A 20,145-nucleotide genomic window follows, 5' to 3' on the forward strand; every position below is an offset into this window, starting at 1 on the left:
TCTGAGTCATGTGGTGTCGGCGGACCCGCGCGCCAACAAGTGCTTGCAGTATAGAAGGCACCCGTTGGCTGCAATGGGAGGTGGCAATCTGGCTCTAATGATTTGCTTATGAGCCCTATCGCCAATGGTGCTATGCGCTTTTCTCGAACCAGGGCTCGTGATCCAGCGGCTCCAGGGGCGCCAGGCCAAAGGCGGCCCGGGCGGCGTCGCAGTCGCTGTTGTGCTGGCCGTCGGCCCAGGAGGCTTCGAACTCCCGGCAGGGGCTGGAACGCTGCTCATAAATCGAGCAGCTCACGCCCTGGCCGACCTCGCCTTCAAGGGCGATGCAGCGCGGCGATTTGCAGTCGGTGCCGAGCATGGCTACCCGAGTGGGACTGATGCTCTGCACCAGATCGTCGGGGACCGTGCCACCGGATGAGGCGCATTCGCCCCAGAAAAAAGACACACGAAAGTATGAACAGCAGGCACCGCAATTCAGACACGGACTGGCTTCGGACATAGGCGTATTCAAAGGGAGAGGGAAGGGTAAGGGGGGGCAGGCAAGGCGGCTATTCTAGGCTTCCCATCGGCCTTGGGAAGGGGGGGCGCCAGGTATTTTTTCAGTGCCGGCCAAGCCCTTGAAAAGACTGGGAAAGCCCCGGGTCCTGGGGGCTGTGGCGAATTCGCCGCGCCGCGCTGTGAGGGTTTTGAAGGTCGCGGCCGGGGCCTGCATGCGATGGTTTGATATCAGGCTGACGAATGATCACAGACAGCCAAGCCGGGCCTGACTAGATTGCAGCTTCCAGGCTCGCTCGCGTCTGGCCGAATAACAATAAAGAGATCGACCCCATGGATAACTCGACTCAAGCGGCAAATGCCTGGCGCATTCTGTTCCTGTTGTTTTTGGCAAACCTGTTCAACTTCTTCGATCGCACCATTCCCGCGATCATCATCGAGCCGATCCGCATGGAATGGCACTTGAGTGACTTCCAGCTGGGGATCATCGGCACCGCCTTTACCATCGTCTACGCCATCGCCGGCCTGCCCCTCGGGCGCCTGGCCGATACCGGCTCGCGGAGCAAGTTGATGGGCTGGGGCCTGGCGGTGTGGAGCGGGCTGACGGCGGTCAACGGCATGGTCGGCAGTTTCTGGAGTTTCCTGCTGGTGCGCATGGGGGTGGGCATTGGCGAGGCGAGCTACGCACCGGCGGCCAACTCGCTGATCGGCGACCTGTTCCCCGCGCACCGCCGGGCCCGGGCCATGGGTATCTTCATGCTTGGGTTGCCCCTGGGGCTGGTGCTGGCCTTCTTCACCATCGGGGCCATGGTCAAGGCTTTTGACAGCTGGCGGGCACCGTTCTTCATCGCTGCGGTACCCGGGTTGGTGCTGGCGGTGTTCATGTTTTTCATCAAGGAGCCCAAGCGCGGCGCGGCGGAAGCGGTGAAGGTGGCACAAGTGCCTGTCGACCGTCCGATTCGCCGGGTGTTGGCGATTCCGACCTTTCTCTGGCTGACCTTGGCCGGGCTGACCTTCAACTTCGCCACTTACGCCTGCAACTCCTTCCTGGTGCCGATGCTGCAGCGTTACTTCCTCATGCCCTTGCAGGAGGCGGCCATGGCGACGGGGCTGATTGTCGGTGTTACCGGGTTGGTGGGTTTGACCCTGGGGGGCTGGGTCGCCGACAAGATTCATCAGCGGGTTGCCAACGGCCGCCTGCTGTTCGCGGCCTGCAGCCTGATCATCTCGACCTTGGCCACCGGCTGGGCGTTGCATGCCGGGCGCGTCGAGATCGGGGTATTTGTCGCGGTGTTCAGCGTCGGCTGGCTGTTTGCCTACAACTTCTACACCTGTGTCTATACCGCTTTGCAGGACGTGGTCGAACCCCGTTTGCGGGCCACGGCCATGGCCTTGTTTTTCGCCGGTCTGTACCTGCTGGGCGGCGGGTTGGGGCCAGTGGTGGTCGGTGCGCTGTCGGATCACTTCGCCCACTCGGCGATGTATGCCGCCGGTGCCGAGCTGATGACCGAGGAGTTCAAGGCCATCGGCCTGCACGACGCCATGTACCTGATTCCGGTGGCGCTGTTCCTGACCCTGCTGTTTCTGTTCCAGGCCGCTCGTTGCTTTGTCCGCGATGCCCAGCGCATGAAGGAGGGGCTGGCGCTGGCTGAGCCTGCGGCGACGGCGTTGGCGGTCTGATCTGGCAGATGAAAAAAAGGCCCGCACGATGCGGGCCTTTTGTTTAGCGCTTGGCGTCGGGCAATCAGCCCGCCACCAGCACCCGGATCGCTTCCAGGCGCAGGGCGGCTTTTTCCAGCATCGCCAGACCCTGTTCCCGTTGCTTGCGCAGGGCGACCAGCTCGCTGTCACGGACGGTCGGGTTGACCGCCTGCAACGCGGTCAGGCGCGCCAGTTCTTCATCGGTATCGGCCGCCAGGCGACGTTGGGCCTCGGCCACGCGCTCGGCGTGACGCGGTGCGACCTTGGCTTCGCCAGCGTTGATCTTCGGCGCCAGCTGGTCGCGCTGGGCCTGGATGAACTTGTTGGCGCTGGCCTTGGGCACGCTTTCCAACTGGTCGTTGAGGGTCTCGAAAGCCACCCGTGCCGACAGGTCGTTACCGTTGGCGTCCAGCAGGCAGCGCAGGGCGGCCGGCGGCAGGTAGCGGCCCAGTTGCAGCGAACGCGGGGCCACGACTTCACTCACATACAGCAGTTCAAGCAGCACGGTGCCGGGTTTGAGCGCCTTGTTCTTGATCAGCGCCACGGCGGTGTTGCCCATGGAACCGGACAGCACCAGGTCCATGCCGCCCTGCACCATCGGGTGCTCCCAGGTGATGAACTGCATGTCTTCGCGGGACAGCGCCTGGTTGCGGTCGTAGGTGATGGTCACGCCTTCGTCATCGCCCAGGGGGAAGCTGGCATCGAGCATCTTCTCGCTGGGCTTGAGGATCAGGGCGTTTTCCGAATGGTCCTCGCTGTCGATGCCGAAGGCGTCGAACAAGGTTTCCATGTAGATCGGCAGGGCGAACTGGTCGTCCTGTTCGAGGATCGCTTCCACCAGCGCATCGCCTTCACCGGCGCCGCCGGAGTTGAGCTCCAGCAGGCGGTCACGGCCGGTATGCAACTCGGCTTCCAGGCGCTCGCGTTCGCCACGGGCTTCGTCGATCAGGGCTTGCCACTCGCCGTCGTCGGCGTTTTCCAGCAGCGGCAGCAGGCGCGGGCCGAACTGGTGCTGCAAGGCGTTGCCGGTCGGGCAGGTGTTGAGGAAGGCGTTCAGGGCTTCGTGATACCACTGGAACAGGCGCTCTTGCGGGCTGGTTTCCAGGTACGGCACATGCAGTTCGATCACGTGTTTCTGGCCGATCCGGTCGAGACGGCCGATCCGCTGCTCCAGCAGGTCCGGGTGCGACGGCAGATCGAACAGCACCAGGTGGTGGGCGAACTGGAAGTTGCGGCCTTCACTGCCGATTTCCGAGCAGATCAGCACCTGGGCGCCGAACTCTTCATCGGCGAAGTAGGCGGCAGCCCGGTCGCGTTCGAGGATGTTCATGCCTTCATGGAAGACCGTGGCCGGAATGCCGGAGCGCACGCGCAGGGCGTCCTCCAGGTCCATGGCGGTTTCCGCGTGGGCGCAGATCACCAGGACCTTGGTGCGCTTGAGCATCTTCAACTGGTCGATCAGCCACTCGACCCGCGGGTCGAATTTCCACCAGCGCTGTTCTTCATCGCTGGCGTCGGGCTGGGCCTGGAAGCTGACTTCCGGATACAGCTCGGCGTGTTCGCCCAAGGGCAGTTCCAGGTATTCGTCCGGGCACGGCAGCGGGTAGGCGTGCAGCTTGCGCTCCGGGAAACCTTGCACGGCGGCGCGGGTGTTGCGGAACAGCACGCGGCCGGTGCCGTGGCGGTCCAGCAGTTCGCGCACCAGGCGCGCGCTGGCTTCGCTGTCGCCGTCGTTGACTGCGGCCAGCAGGGCTTCGCCTTCGTTGCCGAGGAAGCCGTGGATGGTCTGGTGCGCCTCGGGAGACAGGCGGCCCTTGTCCAGCAACTCCTGGACGGCCTCGGCCACCGGGCGGTAGTTCTCGCTCTCGGCGCGGAAGGCCGCGAGGTCGTGGAAGCGATTCGGGTCCAGCAGGCGCAAACGGGCGAAGTGGCTGTCCTGGCCCAGTTGTTCCGGGGTCGCGGTCAGCAGCAGCACGCCAGGGATGGTCTCGGCCAGCTGTTCCACCAGGGCGTATTCCGGGCTGACCTGATCTTCGTGCCAGACCAAGTGGTGGGCTTCGTCCACCACCATCAGGTCCCAGCCGGCGGCGAACAGCGCGTCTTGGGCCTTCTCGTCGTCCACCAGCCACTCCAGGGCCACCAGGGCCAACTGGGTGTCTTCGAACGGGTTGCTGGCATCGCTTTCGATAAAGCGCTCTTCGTCGAACAGTGCCACTTGCAGGTTGAAGCGCCGGCGCATTTCCACCAGCCACTGGTGCTGGAGGTTTTCCGGAACCAGGATCAGCACCCGGCTGGCGCGGCCCGAGAGCAGTTGGCGATGGATGACCAGGCCGGCCTCGATGGTCTTGCCCAGGCCCACTTCGTCCGCCAGCAGGACCCGTGGCGCGATACGGTCGGCGACTTCACGGGCAATGTGCAACTGGTGGGCGATGGGTTGGGCGCGCACGCCGCCCAGGCCCCAGAGCGAGGACTGCAGTTGGCGGCTGGTGTGTTCCAGGGTGTGGTAGCGCAGGGAGAACCAGGCCAGCGGGTCGATCTGTCCGGCGAACAAACGGTCGCTGGCCAGACGGAACTGGATGAAGTTCGAGAGTTGGGTTTCCGGCAGGGTAACGGCTTCGTTCTGCCCGTTGAGGCCGTGATAGACCAGCAGGCCGTCGACGTCGTCGACTTCCTGAACAGTCATTTTCCAGCCTTCGAAGTGGGTGATGCTGTCCCCTGGAGAGAACCTCACGCGAGTGAGGGGCGCATTCCGTAGCGCATACTGGCGGGTGTCGCCAGTGGCCGGATAGAGCACGGTCAGCAAGCGACCGTCCTGTGCCAGAACGGTGCCTAAACCTAGCTCGGCTTCGCTGTCACTAATCCAGCGTTGCCCCGGTTGATACTGCTGCGCCATGCTGCCTGACTCCCGCTTTGAAAAAGCCGACTATCTTAACGGAACGACGCTTCCAGTCCAAAGAACTCTGACAAAAAACCCTGGAATAAAAGGTAGCGTACAGCGGCGTTCGTCGGCCCCGAGGGCACTATCGGCTGACGACCGGGTCACAGTTTTGCGACCGATGGCTCAAGTCGCCCGTGCCGCAGCCGACAGCCTGCCGACAGGAGACCCATAACATGCTGCCACCGATGCTCCCCTTGAGTGCCGTGCCCATCACCGCCCAGCAGGACCCGATCCGGCAGCGTCCGGATATCCCGCCAGTGGTGCCGGTGCAGGAAAGCTCCAACGAAAGCACCATCGACTTGCAAAAGCGCGATGCCGAGCAGTCGGCCCTGCTCTTGCGCGAGGAGCAGCAGCGCCAACAGGAAAAGCAGCGGCGCAAGCGTGAGGCCGATGACGATCCGGAGCAGCACCTGGCAGTGCCCGGCGACGAATTGAACGCCGACAACACCGTGCCGGTGGCACCGCTGATCGAGGATGCCCCGCGCCAGGGCCTGTGGGTGGACGTGCAGGTCTAGCCCGCGGGGCCGCGTTCGGCCAGTTCCGTCAGCGCCTCCAGCAGGCACTGGATTTCCGCTTCTGTATTCAAATAGCTCAAGGCGATCCGGGCAACCTGGGTCAGGCCTCGGGCCTGCATGTCCAGCGGGGTGTAGGCCACGCCATTGGCACCGATATTGATGCCCCTTCGAGCCAACGCTTCCTTCAGTGCAAAACAGTCCCAGCCCTTGAGGGTGAAGGCAATCAAGCCTGACTGCTGCCCGGCGACCCCCAGGTCCTGGCGCTGCAGGCCGGGCAGGCGGTCGAGGTCCTGACGCAGCGTGTCGGCCAGGGTCTTGATCCGCTGGTGAATGGCCTCGATACCGATGCTGTTCAGTTCCTGCAAGGCATTGGCCAGCCCCGCCAGCAGCACCAGCGAAACTTCGCTGGTTTCGAAGCGCCGTGCATCGTCTCGCAAACTGAAGCCCTGGCCGTTCCAGGGAGCAGACAAGACATCCCGCGGCAGTGGCTGCAACTGTTCCAGAAAACCCGGCCTGACATAGAGTAGGGCCGTGCCCCGTGGCCCGCGCAGGTATTTGCGTCCCGCGCCTTTGAGCACGTCGCACCCCAGCGCCTCTACATCACAGGGCAGTTGCCCCAGGGCCTGGCCGGCGTCGATGAAATAGGGAATGCGCCTATTTCGCGCCAGTTGGCCGACGGCGGCGGCCGGATTGATCAAGCCGCCGTTGGCCGGCAGCCAGGTCAGGGCGATCAGGCGCACGCGCGAGTCGAGCATGGATTCCAGCGCTTCCACCGAAACCGCGCCATGGCGGTCGCAGGGGATGATTTCCAGTTGGACGCCGGCACTTACCGCCTGGGCTAGGCAGGCCAGGTTGCCACCCCATTCATGGCGCCCCACCAGAATCCGGTCTCCCGCTTGCCACGGGGGCAGGGCGCTGAAGGCCATGCTCCAGGCCGCCGAGCCGCTGCTGGCAAAGGCGATTGCAGCGGGACTGGTATTGAGCAGCCGGGCGGCGGCCTCACGGGCCTGTTCCTGCAGCTGTGCGCCGGTGATGGCGGCCTCCATCGGCCCTTCACGGGCTTCCCGTTGCAGTTGCCCGAGCATGGCGTCCAGGGTGCCCTGGCTGGGCAATGAAGCACCCGCGTGGTTGAAGTGACAGACCCGGGCGCAGCCGGGTGTGGCCTCGCGCAGACGGGCGAGGCGCGCTGGGTCCAGGGGACTCATGGCTTGAGTTCGAAAATCGCGTCGACCTCTACGGCGACCCCGGCGGGCAGGCTGGCCACGCCCACCGCGGTGCGTGCATGCCGGCCTTTCTCGCCCAGGGCGTTGACCAGCAGGTTGGAAGCGCCATTGGCCACGATGCCATGGCTCTGGAAATCGGCACTGGCGGCAATGAATACACCGAGCTGGCTGATGCGCTGCAGCCGCGACAGGTCGTCGTCCAGCGCCGCGCTCAACTGGGCCAGCAAGGCCAGGGCCGCGAGCTCGGCGGCCTGGGTGCCTTGCTCCACCGTCAGGCTTTCGCCGAGACGGCCCTGCAGGGTCGGTTGACCTTGCAACAAGGGAATCTGTCCGGAGATCAGCAGCAGGTTCTGGCTGCGTACATGGTTGACGTAGTTGGCGATTGGCTGGCTGGGGGCGGGTAGTTCAAGCCCCAGTTGCTGCACGCGGTGTTTCAGGGAGTCGCTCATGGGAAGTCCTCGGATGCAAGGCCTGCAGCATCCGCGTTCAGTCCAGGAGCGACAAACGGATAGATCTAATTCGACGTATCTGAATTTCTCATGGGTCGAGGCCTTGCTCCAGTAGCCACTGTGCAAAACACTCCAGAGCCGGGTTCGACGCTCCTTCAGCGGTCACCAGCCAGTAGCCGATCTGACTGCACAAAGGGGGCAGGTCGAAGGCATCCACCAGGCTGCCCTGGGCCAGATGGCGTTGGATCAACTGGCGACGCCCCATGGCGATGCCCTGTCCGGCCACGGCCGCTTCCACCACGATGTTGTAGTCGTGCAGCATCACCCTGGGGTGGGAGGCAAGGTCCATAGCCTGTTGCCTGCTCCAGTCATCCCACTCGAAGGGTTGATGGGAGCGAGCCATCAGCAAGGGGCCATTGGCCAGGGAGGTGGCTTTGAAGGCAGGGCTGCAGACTGGCGATAGCTGCTCGGCGAGAAAACGCGTGGCCCGGACCTTTGGCCAGTTGCCCTTGCCGTAGCGAATAGCCAGGTCGACCTCGGCGCCGGCGACATCCGCCAGGTCGATGGCCGGTAGCAATTCCAACTGGATCTTTGGATGGCGGCGGTTGAAGTCTGCCAGGCGAGGCGCCAGCCACAAGGTGGCGAAGGACGCCAGCAGACCGATGCGCAACACCTGTTGCCCAGCGGGCGCAAGCAGCGCCTGGGTGGCTTGGGCGATCTGCTCCAGGGCCGGACGAATCTGTCGGTAATAGGTGTCGCCGGTGGCGGTCAGGTCGATGGCGCGGGTACGGCGAACAAACAAGCGTTGGCCCAGGTGCTGTTCGAGTTTCTGCACTTGATGGCTGACCGCGCTCTGGCTCACGCACAGTTCCCGAGCCGCCTTGATAAAGCTCAGGTGGCGGGCCACGGCCTCGAATGCGCGCAGGGCCAGCAGTGGCGGCAGGTGCTTGGGCATTTCCACATCAGGCTCCGTGGGGCGGTTTGCAAAGGGCCATTGTGCTGATAAAAACTCTTCACGGCAGCGACTTTATTGCCTTTGTGCCGGTCTGATCACTGGTCAGGTGCGGCGGCACGCCGCATTATTGGCCTATCCGCCAGGGCCGCTCTGCATCCTGTAGCAGTGCGGTTGATATTGACCTCCCAGTGATGCCAGCCAAGCCATGAATCAAGACGACAAGCTGATCGACCTGAATGCTGAACGCGCCAAGCGTGTGCATGACCTGAACGAGAAACGCCTGAATGAAGTACGCCAGGCATTCGAGCAGGCCATGCCTTTGGGCAAGGCCAAGAAAAAGCCGAAAAACAAACCGAAAAAGCGCTGAACTGGGCGCTTTCTGTTGATACAGGTCAGTTATTTCCCCTTCCTCGCGCCCAGTCTTGGGCGACATTGACCCCGGTCAATTTTCCCCGCGGCCTCTTTGGTTAACTTAGCCCCATCGCAACAGGGCAAGAGCAGGAGGCCAGTCATGTTTTTCGACAATGTGGTGATCGCCGGAGTGCTGACTGTCGGCCTCATGGTTCTGTTTTTCGCAGGGTTTGGTTTCTTCATCTGGAAAGACGCGAATAAGCGTAAAAAACCTTAAGTCTCTCCAGAGCAACGAGCACGCAAGGCATTTTGGGCAACTTCGGTTGCCCTTTTTTTTGCCTGTGGAAAAGGCATAAAAAAAGGTGCGTCCCGAGGGGCGCACCTTTTTTGTTGGCGCTGGGGTATCAGGTACCCAGGACTTTGGAGGCCGCCCAGAACAGACCGGCAGACAGGGCCACGGTCGCCGGCAGGGTGAGGACCCAGGCCAGGAGGATGGTTCTCACCGTACCGCCTTGCAGGCCGCTCTTGTTGGCGACCATGGTCCCGGCCACGCCGGAGGAGAGTACGTGGGTGGTGGAGACCGGCAGGCTGAAGATGTTCGCCAGGCCGATCAGGCCCGCGGCGGTGATCTGTGCCGACATGCCCTGGGCGTAGGTCATGCCTTGCTTGCCGATCTTCTCGCCAATGGTCAGCACCACACGCTTCCAGCCGATCATGGTGCCCAGGCCCAGTGCCAGGGCGACGGCCAGGATCACCCAGAACGGTGCGTACTCGGTGGTGGCGGTCAGGTCCTTGCGCAGCTTGTCCAGGTCAGCCTTTTCACGGGCCGACAGGTTCGGCAGTTTGCCCACTTTTTTCGCTGTGTCATCCAGGCACAGCAGGTAGCGACGCACTTCGATGCGGCTTTCCGGCGACAGCGAGTGGTAGTCGGCGACACCCTTGAGGCTGTTCAGCAGGGCGCTGATGGTGGGCTCGGTCTGTTGCGGGTTGCAGCGGAACTTGCCCGGCAGGTCGTCTTTCACGCTCTTGCCCAGGGCCAGGAACTCGCCCAGGGAGTCGTGGTTGCGCTCGTAGAACTGACTCAGGTGCAGGGTCGCGTCGCGGGTACGCTCGATCTGGTAGGTGGTGCTGTTGAGGTCCAGCACGAACTGCGCGGGCACGATGCCGATCAGCACCAGCATGATCAGGCCAATGCCCTTCTGACCGTCGTTGGAGCCGTGGACGAAGCTCACGGCCATGGCCGAGATCACCAGTACCAGGCGGTTCCAGAACGGTGGGTGCTTCTTGTCATCGACCTTGCGGCGCTGTTCCGGGGTCTTGTGCATCTTCGAGATCGGACGCCACCATTTCAGACCAATCAGCACCAGCGCAGCTATAAGGAAGCCGGCCATCGGCGAGAACACCAGGGAGGCCCCGATATCGATCGCTTTCTGCCAGTTCACGCCGTCCCCCAGGGGAATGTCGTTGATCAGGGCGTTGGCCAGGCCGACACCGAGGATCGAGCCGATCAGGGTGTGGGAACTGGAAGCCGGGATGCCGAAGTACCAGGTGCCCAGGTTCCAGGCGATGGCCGCGGCCAGCAGCGAGAAGACCATGGCCAGACCGTGACCGGTGTTGACATTGATCAGCAGCTCGACCGGCAGCAGGTGAACGATGGCATAGGCCACGCCGACGCCGCCCAGCAGCACACCGAGGAAATTGAAGACACCGGAAAAGAACACGGCCAGGTGTGGCGGCATGGCTTTGGTGTAGATGACAGTGGCAACCGCGTTTGCGGTGTCATGAAAGCCGTTGATGAACTCGTAGGCGAGGACAAAAGCCAGGGCGAGCAAGAGGCTCACAAGCACCCAAGCATCCAGTCCGCTGAATAAATCGATCATGAAGGTTTTCTGACCCGGTCATAAGGGGGCGCGATTATGCCAGAAAACCCTGCTAATCAATGCACAAGGTGCTAACCGGTAACATTCTTCAACGAAAAAACTGACCGGGAGCAGAGTTTTCGCCAATTCTCGCCAAATGTGGCAAGTCATTGAGTTTATTGGGCCAAAGCACGATGACGAGGGTTTGAGCCCGGGAGTGAGAAGGTTCAAACGCTTGTATGAAATTTCAACGAAAGGGCCTGCCGGGTACCGTTTCTCGCTGTGGGTGGGGCGAGGCGGTGAGGGGCCCGGGGTAGCGAGCATCAATGGTCTGCCTGGCCGCTGGGGTGATCGAGCGGACAAGAGAGCAAGCCCTGAGAAGCTCAGGCCGCCGGCATTATGGCTGTTCGGCCTTGAGCTCTTTTTCCATCTTTTGCAGTTCTTGGGTGAACGCCTGGTCGCGAATACTTGCGCGTTTGCGCCAAGGTTTGCGTTCAGGTTCCGGTTGGGCGGCATAACGGGTGATCTCGCCGCCGTAAACTTCCTTGTAACGTTGTTCCTGGCGCTCAAGTTCCGCGCGCAGTTCGTCTTTCGTCACAGTGTTACCTAATTGAGTAAGGGTCCATTCCGGTGCAACGCATTGCTTGTGGGCGACTATCAAGAAAGCAGACTGATTGCCTGCCGAGGCCTTGGGGCCTGCTCTTTCCAGTCAGCCTTTTGTTGCATGCGGCCACGTCACCGGATGAAAACGACTGTCGTAGCAACAGTGTTGTTTGTTGCAAGCGGATTGGCCGAATCTGGTTAGGGGTCAAGCGCTTGCGACAGGTGACCGATTGCAGCCTTAGGTCACCTGAGCGAGGTACGAGCGGGACTGATTGCGCGTTACTCACTTCGGCAGTATAGCCTCGGCAAAGAATAACTCTACGCTCGGCAAGTTTAAAACTGTCAACTTTATTGTGAGCGTTTTGTGACACGGAAGTTCTAATGAATTCCTACACGGCGCTTCCCGTCTTCGTACTCCGTTGGTAGAAATCTATATGGGGCTAATCCGCTCTTGATACAAGTGGCAGGTCTGAAGATGGTCACTGAGTCCACCGCCTGCTGGTGATTATTACCATGAGTTTTTGCAATAAAAGAGTGGGGCGAGTGGTTGGCAGCGGCAAGCACCGCAGATTGCGATTATCGGTCGACGGTTCGATAATCGCCCAATCTTGCAGGGGCTGACTTGTGCTGCCTCTCCAATACGGCTTGTAATACGGAAGAATTTCATCGCAGAGACCCTGAAATGAACGATCAGATGCGTAATTCCTTCACCTCAGTGGCGCCGCCCATCGTGGCTTCGGCAGCGAAGAGGATTCAGGCGTTGACCGGTGACCCGGATTTCATGACGTCTCTGGCCCGTGGCCTGGCGGTGGTGCAGGCGTTTCAGGAACGCAAGCGTCACCTGACCATCGCCCAGATCAGCCACCGCACGGAGATTCCCCGAGCGGCAGTGCGCCGCTGCCTGCATACCCTGATCAAGCTGGGGTACGCCACCACCGACGGGCGTACCTATTCGCTGCTGCCCAAGGTGCTGACCCTGGGGCACGCTTACCTGTCGTCGACGCCCCTGGCGGTTTCCGCGCAGCCTTATCTGGACCGCATGAGCGAGCAACTCCATGAAGCCTGCAACATGGCCACCCTGGAAGGCGACGACATCCTCTATATCGCCCGTTCGGCCACTACCCAGCGGTTGATTTCCGTCGATCTTTCGGTGGGCGGCCGGCTACCGGCCTATTGCACGTCCATGGGGCGGATTCTGTTGGCCGCGCTGGATGACTCCTCGCTGCATGAGTATCTGGAGCACGCCGACCTGCAGGCCAAGACCAGCCGTACCCTGCATACCCCCGAAGCCTTGCTGGAGTGCTTGCAACAAGTGCGTCAGCAAGGCTGGTGCATCGTCGACCAGGAGCTGGAGCAGGGACTGCGCTCCATAGCGGTGCCGGTGTACGACGCCTCGGGCCAGGTGCTGGCAGCATTGAACGTCAGCACCCACGCGGGTCGGGTCAGCCGCGCCGAATTGGAACAGCGTTTTCTCCCCGGCCTGCTGAGCGCCAGCCGCGATCTCAGCGCCCAGCTGTTTGCTTAAGCGTTCGATAAACGCACAGATCCGCCTTTGACGAATTGACGCTCTTTCCCCTGGCTCATTAATGTCGCGCCAGCGTCATCGGCGGCCAGCCGGCATTGCCAGCCTGCTGCCGATGACCCGTCCAATAATAATGAAGAGGCCAACTCATGAGCATGCTCTCCCTGCGTCGTTGCCGTGACCGTTCCTGCCGTCCCGCTCGAATCGCCTGATTTTCGCCACCTTTTCTACGTGACCTGATCAGCCCTTGGCGGCCTGTGCGCGCCTGCGTTTTAGTGTGGAAATAAAAACAATGAATCAACCCCAATCTGCTGTAGGGAACTGCCTCGATGTGCAGTCCTTCATCAATTCCCAGCCGCTGTCGCGTTACCAGTGGCGAGTCGTGATCCTGTGTTTCCTGATTGTCTTTCTCGATGGGCTGGACACCGCGGCCATGGGCTTCATCGCCCCGGCGCTGTCCCAGGACTGGGGCATCGACCGTGCCAGCCTGGGCCCGGTGATGAGTGCGGCGCTGATCGGCATGGTCTTCGGTGCCCTGGGTTCCGGGCCCCTGGCTGACCGTTTTGGTCGCAAGGTGGTGCTGGTAGGGGCGGTGCTGCTGTTTGGCGCCTTCAGCCTGGCTTCGGCCTACAGCACCAACGTCGACCAGTTGCTGGTGCTGCGCTTTCTCACCGGCCTGGGATTGGGGGCGGGGATGCCCAATGCCACCACGCTGCTTTCGGAGTACACCCCCGAGCGCCATAAGTCGCTGTTGGTGACCAGCATGTTTTGTGGGTTCAACCTGGGCATGGCGGGCGGTGGTTTCATTTCCGCCAAGCTGATCCCGGCCTTCGGCTGGCACAGCCTGCTGCTGATCGGCGGCGTCCTGCCGCTGATCCTGACCCTGGTGCTGGTGGCCTGGCTGCCGGAGTCGGCGCGTTACTTGGTGGTGCGCAATCGTGGCACCGACAAGGTGCGCAAGACCTTGGCCCCCATCGCTCCAGCCATCGTCAGCGAGGCCGGCAGTTTCAGCGTGCCGGAACAGAAGACGGTGAAGGCGCGCAACGTCTTTGCCGTGATCTTCTCCGGCACTTACAGCGTCGGCACGCTGTTGCTGTGGCTCACCTATTTCATGGGCCTGGTGATTGTCTACCTGCTGACCAGCTGGCTGCCGACCCTGATGCGCGACAGTGGCGCGAGCATGGAGCAGGCAGCCTTTATCGGCGCCTTGTTCCAGTTTGGCGGGGTGCTCAGTGCAGTCGCCGTGGGCTGGGCCATGGACCGTTTCAATCCGCACAAGGTGATTGGCTGCTTCTACCTGCTGGCCGGGGTCTTCGCCTACGCCGTGGGACAAAGCCTGGGCAATATCACCGTGCTCGCCACCCTGGTGCTGATCGCCGGCATGTGCGTCAACGGTGCGCAATCGGCGATGCCTTCCCTGGCGGCGCGTTTCTATCCGACCCAGGGACGGGCCACCGGGGTGTCCTGGATGCTCGGCATCGGTCGATTCGGCGCCATTCTCGGTGCCTGGATGGGCGCCACCCTGTTGGGCCTGGGCTGGAACTTCGAGCAGGTGCTGACCGCGCTGGTGATCCCGGCGGCGCTGGCCACCACGGCGGTGGTGATCAAGGGCATGGTCAGCCATGCCGACGCCACCTGACAGGCAATAAAGGCCAGGATTGAGTGCAGGGCGAAGAATCGATAGCCCTGCAACAATCCGTTCGATAATCGAACACTCAGTCGATTATCGGATTGTTTGGGGTATTGCTCCGGCTTAATCTTCAGTCACTGCGGCGCGCCTAGAGCGCCTTTTTCTCCAGTCGCTGAATAACAATCGGGAGACCCCATCCATGGCTGAAATCCTTTCGCTGCACGACGCGGTGAAGCAATTCGTCAACGACGGTGACACCGTCGCACTCGAAGGCTTCACCCACCTGATTCCTACGGCCGCAGGTCATGAAATCATCCGCCAGGGCAAGAAAGACCTGACCCTGGTACGGATGACGCCTGACCTGATCTACGACCAGTTGATCGGTGCCGGTTGCGCTCGCAAGCTGATTTTCTCCTGGGGCGGCAACCCGGGTGTCGGCTCCCTGCATCGTCTGCGCGACGCCGTGGAAAAGCAGTGGCCACAGCCCCTGGAAATTGAAGAGCACAGCCACGCCGACCTGGCCAACGCCTATGTGGCCGGGGCCTCCGGCCTGCCATTCGCGGTGCTGCGGGCCTATGCCGGCTCCGATCTGCCCAAGGTCAACCCACTGATCAAGACCGTGACCTGTCCCTTCACCGGTGAAGTGCTGGCGGCAGTGCCTTCGGTGCGTCCCGACGTGACGGTGATTCACGCGCAGAAAGCCGATCGCAAGGGCAACGTCCTGCTGTGGGGCATCCTTGGGGTGCAGAAAGAGGCCGCCCTGGCCGCCAAGCGCTGCATCGTTACCGTCGAGGAAATCGTCGACGACCTGAATGCGCCGATGAACGCCTGCGTGCTGCCGACCTGGGCCCTGAGCGCGGTGTGCCATGTGCCCGGCGGCGCCCATCCGTCCTACGCCCATGGTTATTCCGAGCGCGACAACCGCTTCTACCAGGCCTGGGACCCGATCGCCCGCGACCGTGAGACCTTCACCGCGTGGATCAACGAATACATCCACGGCAGTGCCGACTTCAGCGAATTCCAGGCCAAGCTGGCCGCAGCTTCGGAGGCCCAGTAATGACCTACTCCACCAATGAAATGATGACCGTGGCCGCGGCCCGTCGCCTGCAGAACGGTTCGGTATGCTTCGTCGGCATCGGCCTGCCGTCCAAGGCCGCCAACCTGGCGCGCCTGACCTCGTCGCCGGACGTGGTGCTGATCTACGAATCCGGCCCGATTGGTGCCAAGCCCAGCGTGCTGCCGCTGTCCATCGGTGACGGTGAACTGGCGGAAACTGCCGACACCGTAGTCCCCACCGGAGAGATTTTCCGCTACTGGCTGCAAGGCGGGCGCATCGATGTGGGGTTCCTCGGCGCGGCCCAGGTCGACCGCTTCGGCAACATCAACACCACAGTGGTGGGTGATTACCACCGGCCCAAGGTGCGCCTGCCGGGGGCCGGCGGTGCTCCGGAGATCGCCGGTTCGGCGAAAAGCGTGCTGATCATTCTCAAGCAGTCTTCCCGTTCCTTTGTCGACAAGCTGGACTTCATCACCTCCGTCGGTCACGGCGAGGGCGGCGACTCGCGCAAGCGTCTGGGCCTGCCCGGCGCCGGGCCGGTGGGGATCATCACCGACCTGTGCATCATGGAACCGGAAGCTGGTACCCACGAATTCGTCGTCACTTCCCTGCACCCGGGGGTGACCCGCGAGCAGGTGGTGGCCGCTACCGGTTGGGCGATCCGTTTTGCCGAGCATGTGGCCGAGACGGCCGCGCCTACTGAAGTCGAACTGACCGCCCTGCGTGAGCTGGAAGCACGCACCGCTGCGGCCCACGGCCAAGCACCTGGAGAAGCCTGATGCGCGACGTATTCATCTGTGATGCCATTCGTACCCCCATCGGCCGCTTTGGCGGCGGCCTGTCGGCGGTGCGCGCCGACGACTTGGCGGCGGTGCCGATCAAGGCGCTGATGGAGCGCAACCCGACGGTGGACTGGACTGCCGTGGACGAGGTATTCCTCGGCTGCGCCAACCAGGCCGGTGAAGACAACCGCAACGTGGCGCGCATGGCGCTGCTGCTGGCGGGCCTGCCGGACAGCGTGCCGGGCGTCACCCTCAACCGCCTCTGCGCCTCGGGCATGGATGCCATCGGCACCGCCTTCCGCGCCATTGCCAGTGGCGAGATGGAACTGGCGATTGCCGGCGGCGTCGAGTCCATGTCCCGTGCGCCCTTTGTCATGGGCAAGGCCGATGCCGCCTTTTCGCGCAACATGAAGCTGGAAGACACCACCATCGGCTGGCGTTTCATCAACCCGTTGATGAAAGCCCAGTACGGTGTGGATGCCATGCCCCAGACCGCCGACAACGTGGCCGACGACTATAAAGTGTCCCGCGCTGACCAGGACGCCTTCGCCCTGCGCAGCCAGCAGCGCACCGCCGCGGCCCAGGCCGCCGGTTTCTTCGCCGAGGAAATCGTCCCGGTGCGCATTGCCCACAAGAAGGGCGAGAGCGTGGTGGAACAGGACGAACATCCACGGGCCGACACGACCCTGGAAGCCCTGGGCAAACTCAAGCCGGTCAACGGCCCGGACAAGACCGTCACCGCCGGCAACGCGTCCGGAGTCAACGACGGCGCTGCCGCACTGATCCTGGCGTCGGCCGAGGCGGTCAAGAAACACGGCCTGACTCCACGTGCGCGAGTGCTGGGCATGGCCAGCGCCGGTGTGGCGCCACGAGTGATGGGCATCGGCCCGGTGCCGGCGGTGCGCAAACTGATCGAGCGCCTGGGTGTGGCCGTCAGCGATTTCGATGTGATCGAACTCAATGAAGCTTTCGCCAGCCAGGGTTTGGCGGTACTGCGGGAGCTGGGTCTTGCCGACGATGCGCCGCAGGTCAATCCCAATGGCGGCGCCATTGCCCTGGGTCACCCCTTGGGCATGAGCGGCGCGCGCCTGGTGCTGACAGCCCTGCATCAGCTGGAAAAGAGCGGCGGTAAAAAAGGCCTGGCGACCATGTGCGTGGGCGTCGGCCAAGGGCTGGCACTGGCCATCGAGCGGGTTTGAATGCCTGCCCTATATAAGAAGAGAACGAGGAAGCACCATGAGTGACAAGCCCGGTTACCGGCGCCCGCAAGCGGGTACTCAGCCTGATTACCTGCACCCGGCCTACCAGTCGACCAACACCCGCTCGCCGTCCAAGCCGCTGGTGTTCCTGCCCCATTCGCTGTCGGAAATCACCGGCCCGAGCATCGGCGCCGAGTCGATCCAGGAGCGGGACAACGACCTGACAGCCCAGCACCAAGGCCAGCCCCAGGGCGAGCGGATCATCATCCACGGCCGGGTGCTGGACGAGAACGGCCTGCCGGTGCCGGGCATCCTGGTGGAGATCTGGCAGGCCAACGCCGCCGGTCGCTACAACCACGACCGCGACCTGCACGACGCGCCCCTGGACCCGAACTTCACCGGCACCGGGCGTACCGTCACCGATGCAGAGGGCTGGTATCAGTTCCAGACCATCAAGCCCGGCGCCTACCCCTGGGGCAACCACCACAATGCCTGGCGTCCGGCGCATATCCATTTTTCGCTGTGCGGCCCGAGCATCCTCACCCGTCTGGTGACCCAGATGTATTTCCCCGGGGACCCGCTGCTGGAATATGACCCGATCTACAACTGCGTGCCGGACACCCGTGCCAAGGAACGCTTGATCGCCCGCTTCGACCTGGAGAAAACCATTCCTTCCTACGCCCTCGGTTACCGTTGGGACATCGTCCTGCGCGGCCGCGATGCCACGCCGATGGAGAAATAACATGAGCCTGACCGCGACTACCTCCCACACCGTCGGCCCCTACTACCACATCGGCCTGACCTGGCTGAACCGCGAAGACCTGACCGAGGAAGGCACCCTGGGCGAGCGAGTGGCAATCACCGGCCAGGTGGTGGACGGCAACGGCAACTTCGTCAACGACGCCATGCTGGAAGTCTGGCAAGCCAACGCTGCCGGCAAGTACCGCCACTGCGAGGACGACCAGGACAAACCTCTGGACCCGAGCTTCCAGGGTTTTGGCCGGGTCCCGGTGGATGGCGAAGGGCGCTTCCGCTTCACCACCATCAAGCCGGGCGCGGTGCCGGGTCTGAAGGGCACGACCCAGGCGCCGCACCTGGTGGTGCTGGTGTTCGCTCGGGGCCTGGTCAAGCACTTGCTGACCCGGATCTATTTCGAGGGTGAACCGGCCAATGCCACTGACCCCTTGCTGGCCTGTGTACCCGAGGAACGCCGCAGCACCTTGCTGGCCAAGTCCGATGCCGAGGGCCGCTATCAGTGGAACGTGATCCTCCAGGGCACCGACGCCGAAACCGTGTTCTTCGACTACTGAGCCGGAGCACTGTGTAGCCGCAGCCGCAGGCTGCGAACGACCCGAAGGGGCGCGGGGTTCTCAAGGTTGCGGCGAGTTTGGCGAGAGATTGCCGAGCAAGGCCCTGCGTACCGAACGCGGCCCGGCCTTTCGCAGCCTCGCCGTGGCTCGGCAGCGGCTACAGGGCAGAACCACAGAGCCCACGTCCCGTAGGGAACGGGATTGTTGCAAAGTGTGTCTAGATTCGCACTGTCCCCCATGAGTGAAAAACCATGACTACAACGACAAGTCACTACACCGCAGAGGAGCGCAGCAAAAGGATCTTTGCCATTGTCGGTGCGTCCTCCGGCAACCTGGTGGAGTGGTTCGACTTCTACGTCTATGCCTTTTGTGCCATCTACTTCGCTCCGGCTTTCTTCCCCTCTGACGATCCCACCGTGCAACTGCTCAACACGGCCGGGGTATTCGCTGCGGGGTTCCTGATGCGTCCCATCGGCGGCTGGCTGTTCGGCCGGGTTGCCGATCGTCATGGGCGCAAGAACTCGATGATGATCTCGGTGCTGATGATGTGCGCCGGCTCCCTGGTCATCGCCTTCCTGCCAACCTACGCCAGCATCGGTGCCTGGGCGCCGTTCCTGCTGCTGGTGGCGCGCCTGTTCCAGGGCTTGTCGGTGGGCGGTGAGTACGGCACCACCGCCACCTACATGAGTGAAGTGGCGCTCAAGGGCCAGCGCGGTTTCTTCGCGTCCTTCCAATACGTGACCCTGATCGGCGGACAACTGCTGGCGGTGTCGGTGGTGGTGATCCTCCAGCAGTTCCTCGATGAGGCCGAGCTCAAGGCCTGGGGTTGGCGCATTCCCTTCGTGATCGGCGCCATCGCGGCGGTGATCTCGTTGCTGCTGCGGCGTTCGCTGAAGGAAACCACCAGCAAGGAAATGCGTGAGAACAAGGACGCCGGCAGCATCGCCGCGCTGTTCAAGCATCACTCGGCGGCCTTTATCACCGTGCTGGGCTACACCGCTGGCGGCTCGCTGATTTTCTACACCTTCACCACCTACATGCAGAAGTACCTGGTGAACACCGCGGGCATGCACGCCAAGACCGCCAGCTACATCATGACCGGCGCGCTGTTCCTTTATATGTGCATGCAGCCGCTGTTCGGAATGCTCGCGGACAGGATTGGCCGGCGTAACTCGATGCTCTGGTTCGGCGCCCTGGGCACCCTGTTCACGGTGCCGATCCTGATGACCCTCAAGACCGTCACCAGTCCGTTCCTGGCCTTTGTACTGATCACCCTGGCCCTGGCCATCGTCAGTTTCTACACCTCCATCAGCGGTCTGGTGAAGGCGGAGATGTTCCCGCCACAAGTGCGGGCGCTGGGGGTAGGCTTGGCTTATGCGGTGGCCAATGCGATCTTCGGTGGCTCGGCAGAATGGGTGGCCCTGAACTTCAAGAACATGGGCATGGAAAACACCTTCTACTGGTATGTCACGGCGATGATGGCGATTGCTTTCCTGTTCAGCCTGCGTCTGCCGAAACAGGCTGCATACTTGCACCATGACCTTTGACCCGTACGC

Annotated in this window: 19 protein-coding genes; 12 read left to right on the forward strand and 7 right to left on the reverse strand. The window is 62.6% G+C overall.

What is annotated here, in order from left to right; translation table 11 throughout:
* Window positions 1–130: 130 nt before the first annotated feature.
* Window positions 131–499, reverse strand: coding sequence for a YkgJ family cysteine cluster protein (locus PQT43_RS02975; protein ID WP_102861484.1), 369 nt, complete (start codon window positions 497–499; stop codon window positions 131–133).
* Between the two features lie 329 nt (window positions 500–828).
* On the opposite strand from PQT43_RS02975, the gene PQT43_RS02980 reads away from it, so the two are divergent.
* A complete protein-coding gene (locus PQT43_RS02980) occupies window positions 829–2,175 on the forward strand; it encodes a spinster family MFS transporter (RefSeq protein WP_110595004.1) in 1,347 nt (448 codons plus the stop codon).
* Window positions 2,176–2,239: 64 nt separating this feature from the next.
* On the opposite strand, the gene rapA is transcribed toward PQT43_RS02980, so the two are convergent.
* Window positions 2,240–5,089, reverse strand: a complete 2,850-nt coding sequence (gene rapA, locus PQT43_RS02985; protein ID WP_102878638.1) for an RNA polymerase-associated protein RapA — start codon at window positions 5,087–5,089, stop codon at window positions 2,240–2,242.
* Window positions 5,090–5,307: 218 nt separating this feature from the next.
* Between rapA and PQT43_RS02990 the strand changes: the two genes are divergently transcribed.
* The gene (locus tag PQT43_RS02990; protein WP_102861487.1) at window positions 5,308–5,649 is read left to right on the forward strand and encodes an aspartate-semialdehyde dehydrogenase; all 342 of its coding nucleotides are present in this window, start codon (window positions 5,308–5,310) and stop codon (window positions 5,647–5,649) included.
* On the opposite strand, the gene PQT43_RS02995 is transcribed toward PQT43_RS02990, so the two are convergent.
* The 3 genes from PQT43_RS02995 to PQT43_RS03005 form a co-directional block, all read right to left on the reverse strand.
* Window positions 5,646–6,854, reverse strand: a complete 1,209-nt coding sequence (locus PQT43_RS02995; protein WP_267269493.1) for an aminotransferase class V-fold PLP-dependent enzyme — start codon at window positions 6,852–6,854, stop codon at window positions 5,646–5,648. The two genes, PQT43_RS02990 and PQT43_RS02995, sit on opposite strands and share 4 nt — an antisense overlap.
* On the reverse strand, window positions 6,851–7,321 hold the full coding sequence (locus tag PQT43_RS03000; protein ID WP_102878640.1) for a RidA family protein: 471 nt from the start codon (window positions 7,319–7,321) through the stop codon (window positions 6,851–6,853). The genes PQT43_RS02995 and PQT43_RS03000 overlap by 4 nt, the downstream gene beginning before the upstream one ends.
* Before the next feature lie 88 nt (window positions 7,322–7,409).
* Window positions 7,410–8,276, reverse strand: a complete 867-nt coding sequence (locus PQT43_RS03005) for a LysR substrate-binding domain-containing protein (protein WP_262924944.1) — start codon at window positions 8,274–8,276, stop codon at window positions 7,410–7,412.
* Window positions 8,277–8,481: 205 nt separating this feature from the next.
* Here PQT43_RS03005 and PQT43_RS03010 point away from each other — a divergent pair, with 205 nt between their 5' ends.
* Together PQT43_RS03010 and ccoM are read left to right on the forward strand one after the other, a co-directional pair.
* Window positions 8,482–8,643, forward strand: coding sequence for a hypothetical protein (locus PQT43_RS03010; protein WP_162884110.1), 162 nt, complete (start codon window positions 8,482–8,484; stop codon window positions 8,641–8,643).
* Between the two features lie 144 nt (window positions 8,644–8,787).
* Window positions 8,788–8,904 (forward strand): cytochrome c oxidase subunit CcoM, encoded by a 117-nt coding sequence (gene ccoM, locus PQT43_RS31200; RefSeq protein ID WP_015634423.1) that lies wholly within the window; start codon window positions 8,788–8,790, stop codon window positions 8,902–8,904.
* A 127-nt stretch (window positions 8,905–9,031) separates the two neighbouring features.
* Here ccoM and PQT43_RS03015 read toward each other — a convergent pair whose 3' ends face one another.
* Together PQT43_RS03015 and PQT43_RS03020 are read right to left on the reverse strand one after the other, a co-directional pair.
* On the reverse strand, window positions 9,032–10,507 hold the full coding sequence (locus PQT43_RS03015) for an inorganic phosphate transporter (RefSeq protein ID WP_272753481.1): 1,476 nt from the start codon (window positions 10,505–10,507) through the stop codon (window positions 9,032–9,034).
* 376 nt (window positions 10,508–10,883) lie between these two features.
* Window positions 10,884–11,084 carry a hypothetical protein gene (locus PQT43_RS03020; protein WP_102861491.1) on the reverse strand — a complete coding sequence of 67 codons (201 nt, stop codon included), beginning with the start codon at window positions 11,082–11,084 and terminating at the stop codon, window positions 10,884–10,886.
* Window positions 11,085–11,771: 687 nt separating this feature from the next.
* Here PQT43_RS03020 and pcaR point away from each other — a divergent pair.
* The 8 genes from pcaR to PQT43_RS03060 all read left to right on the forward strand — a co-directional run bounded on the left by pcaR (window position 11,772) and on the right by PQT43_RS03060 (window position 20,136).
* A complete protein-coding gene (gene pcaR, locus PQT43_RS03025) occupies window positions 11,772–12,614 on the forward strand; it encodes a pca regulon transcriptional regulator PcaR (RefSeq protein WP_016962563.1) in 843 nt (280 codons plus the stop codon).
* A gap of 289 nt (window positions 12,615–12,903) precedes the next feature.
* Complete coding sequence (locus PQT43_RS03030; RefSeq protein WP_253083857.1) at window positions 12,904–14,250, forward strand: MFS transporter; 1,347 nt, start codon at window positions 12,904–12,906, stop codon at window positions 14,248–14,250.
* A gap of 190 nt (window positions 14,251–14,440) precedes the next feature.
* Window positions 14,441–15,298 carry a CoA transferase subunit A gene (locus PQT43_RS03035; RefSeq protein ID WP_102861493.1) on the forward strand — a complete coding sequence of 286 codons (858 nt, stop codon included), beginning with the start codon at window positions 14,441–14,443 and terminating at the stop codon, window positions 15,296–15,298.
* Window positions 15,298–16,077, forward strand: a complete 780-nt coding sequence (locus tag PQT43_RS03040) for a CoA-transferase subunit beta (RefSeq protein WP_102861494.1) — start codon at window positions 15,298–15,300, stop codon at window positions 16,075–16,077. The genes PQT43_RS03035 and PQT43_RS03040 overlap by 1 nt, the downstream gene beginning before the upstream one ends.
* On the forward strand, window positions 16,074–17,279 hold the full coding sequence (pcaF, locus tag PQT43_RS03045) for a 3-oxoadipyl-CoA thiolase (protein ID WP_180988530.1): 1,206 nt from the start codon (window positions 16,074–16,076) through the stop codon (window positions 17,277–17,279). The genes PQT43_RS03040 and pcaF overlap by 4 nt, the downstream gene beginning before the upstream one ends.
* Before the next feature lie 37 nt (window positions 17,280–17,316).
* Entirely contained in the window at window positions 17,317–18,021 is a 705-nt protein-coding gene (gene pcaH, locus PQT43_RS03050) for a protocatechuate 3,4-dioxygenase subunit beta (protein WP_272753482.1), read from the forward strand.
* A gap of 1 nt (window position 18,022) precedes the next feature.
* Entirely contained in the window at window positions 18,023–18,589 is a 567-nt protein-coding gene (gene pcaG, locus PQT43_RS03055; protein WP_102861497.1) for a protocatechuate 3,4-dioxygenase subunit alpha, read from the forward strand.
* Window positions 18,590–18,840: 251 nt separating this feature from the next.
* Window positions 18,841–20,136, forward strand: coding sequence for an MFS family transporter (locus tag PQT43_RS03060; RefSeq protein ID WP_102878644.1), 1,296 nt, complete (start codon window positions 18,841–18,843; stop codon window positions 20,134–20,136).
* The last annotated feature ends 9 nt before the right edge of the window (window positions 20,137–20,145 follow it).

Source organism: Pseudomonas sp. BLCC-B112, from assembly GCF_028550695.1.
Classification (GTDB): Bacteria; Pseudomonadota; Gammaproteobacteria; order Pseudomonadales; family Pseudomonadaceae; genus Aquipseudomonas; species Aquipseudomonas danubii.

Excerpts from the sequence above, each read along its gene's own strand:
- PQT43_RS03015 (WP_272753481.1), bottom strand. The coding sequence starts at position 10,507 with ATGATCGATTTATTCAGCGGACTGGATGCTTGGGTGCTTGTGAGCCTC.
- ccoM (WP_015634423.1), top strand. The coding sequence starts at position 8,788 with ATGTTTTTCGACAATGTGGTGATCGCCGGAGTGCTGACTGTCGGCCTC.
- PQT43_RS03000 (WP_102878640.1), bottom strand. The coding sequence starts at position 7,321 with ATGAGCGACTCCCTGAAACACCGCGTGCAGCAACTGGGGCTTGAACTA.
- pcaG (WP_102861497.1), top strand. The coding sequence starts at position 18,023 with ATGAGCCTGACCGCGACTACCTCCCACACCGTCGGCCCCTACTACCAC.
- rapA (WP_102878638.1), bottom strand. The coding sequence starts at position 5,089 with ATGGCGCAGCAGTATCAACCGGGGCAACGCTGGATTAGTGACAGCGAA.
- PQT43_RS02995 (WP_267269493.1), bottom strand. The coding sequence starts at position 6,854 with ATGAGTCCCCTGGACCCAGCGCGCCTCGCCCGTCTGCGCGAGGCCACA.
- PQT43_RS03035 (WP_102861493.1), top strand. The coding sequence starts at position 14,441 with ATGGCTGAAATCCTTTCGCTGCACGACGCGGTGAAGCAATTCGTCAAC.
- pcaR (WP_016962563.1), top strand. The coding sequence starts at position 11,772 with ATGAACGATCAGATGCGTAATTCCTTCACCTCAGTGGCGCCGCCCATC.
- PQT43_RS03040 (WP_102861494.1), top strand. The coding sequence starts at position 15,298 with ATGACCTACTCCACCAATGAAATGATGACCGTGGCCGCGGCCCGTCGC.
- PQT43_RS03005 (WP_262924944.1), bottom strand. The coding sequence starts at position 8,276 with ATGCCCAAGCACCTGCCGCCACTGCTGGCCCTGCGCGCATTCGAGGCC.
- pcaH (WP_272753482.1), top strand. The coding sequence starts at position 17,317 with ATGAGTGACAAGCCCGGTTACCGGCGCCCGCAAGCGGGTACTCAGCCT.
- PQT43_RS03010 (WP_162884110.1), top strand. The coding sequence starts at position 8,482 with ATGAATCAAGACGACAAGCTGATCGACCTGAATGCTGAACGCGCCAAG.
- PQT43_RS03030 (WP_253083857.1), top strand. The coding sequence starts at position 12,904 with ATGAATCAACCCCAATCTGCTGTAGGGAACTGCCTCGATGTGCAGTCC.
- PQT43_RS02975 (WP_102861484.1), bottom strand. The coding sequence starts at position 499 with ATGTCCGAAGCCAGTCCGTGTCTGAATTGCGGTGCCTGCTGTTCATAC.
- PQT43_RS02990 (WP_102861487.1), top strand. The coding sequence starts at position 5,308 with ATGCTGCCACCGATGCTCCCCTTGAGTGCCGTGCCCATCACCGCCCAG.
- PQT43_RS03060 (WP_102878644.1), top strand. The coding sequence starts at position 18,841 with ATGACTACAACGACAAGTCACTACACCGCAGAGGAGCGCAGCAAAAGG.
- PQT43_RS02980 (WP_110595004.1), top strand. The coding sequence starts at position 829 with ATGGATAACTCGACTCAAGCGGCAAATGCCTGGCGCATTCTGTTCCTG.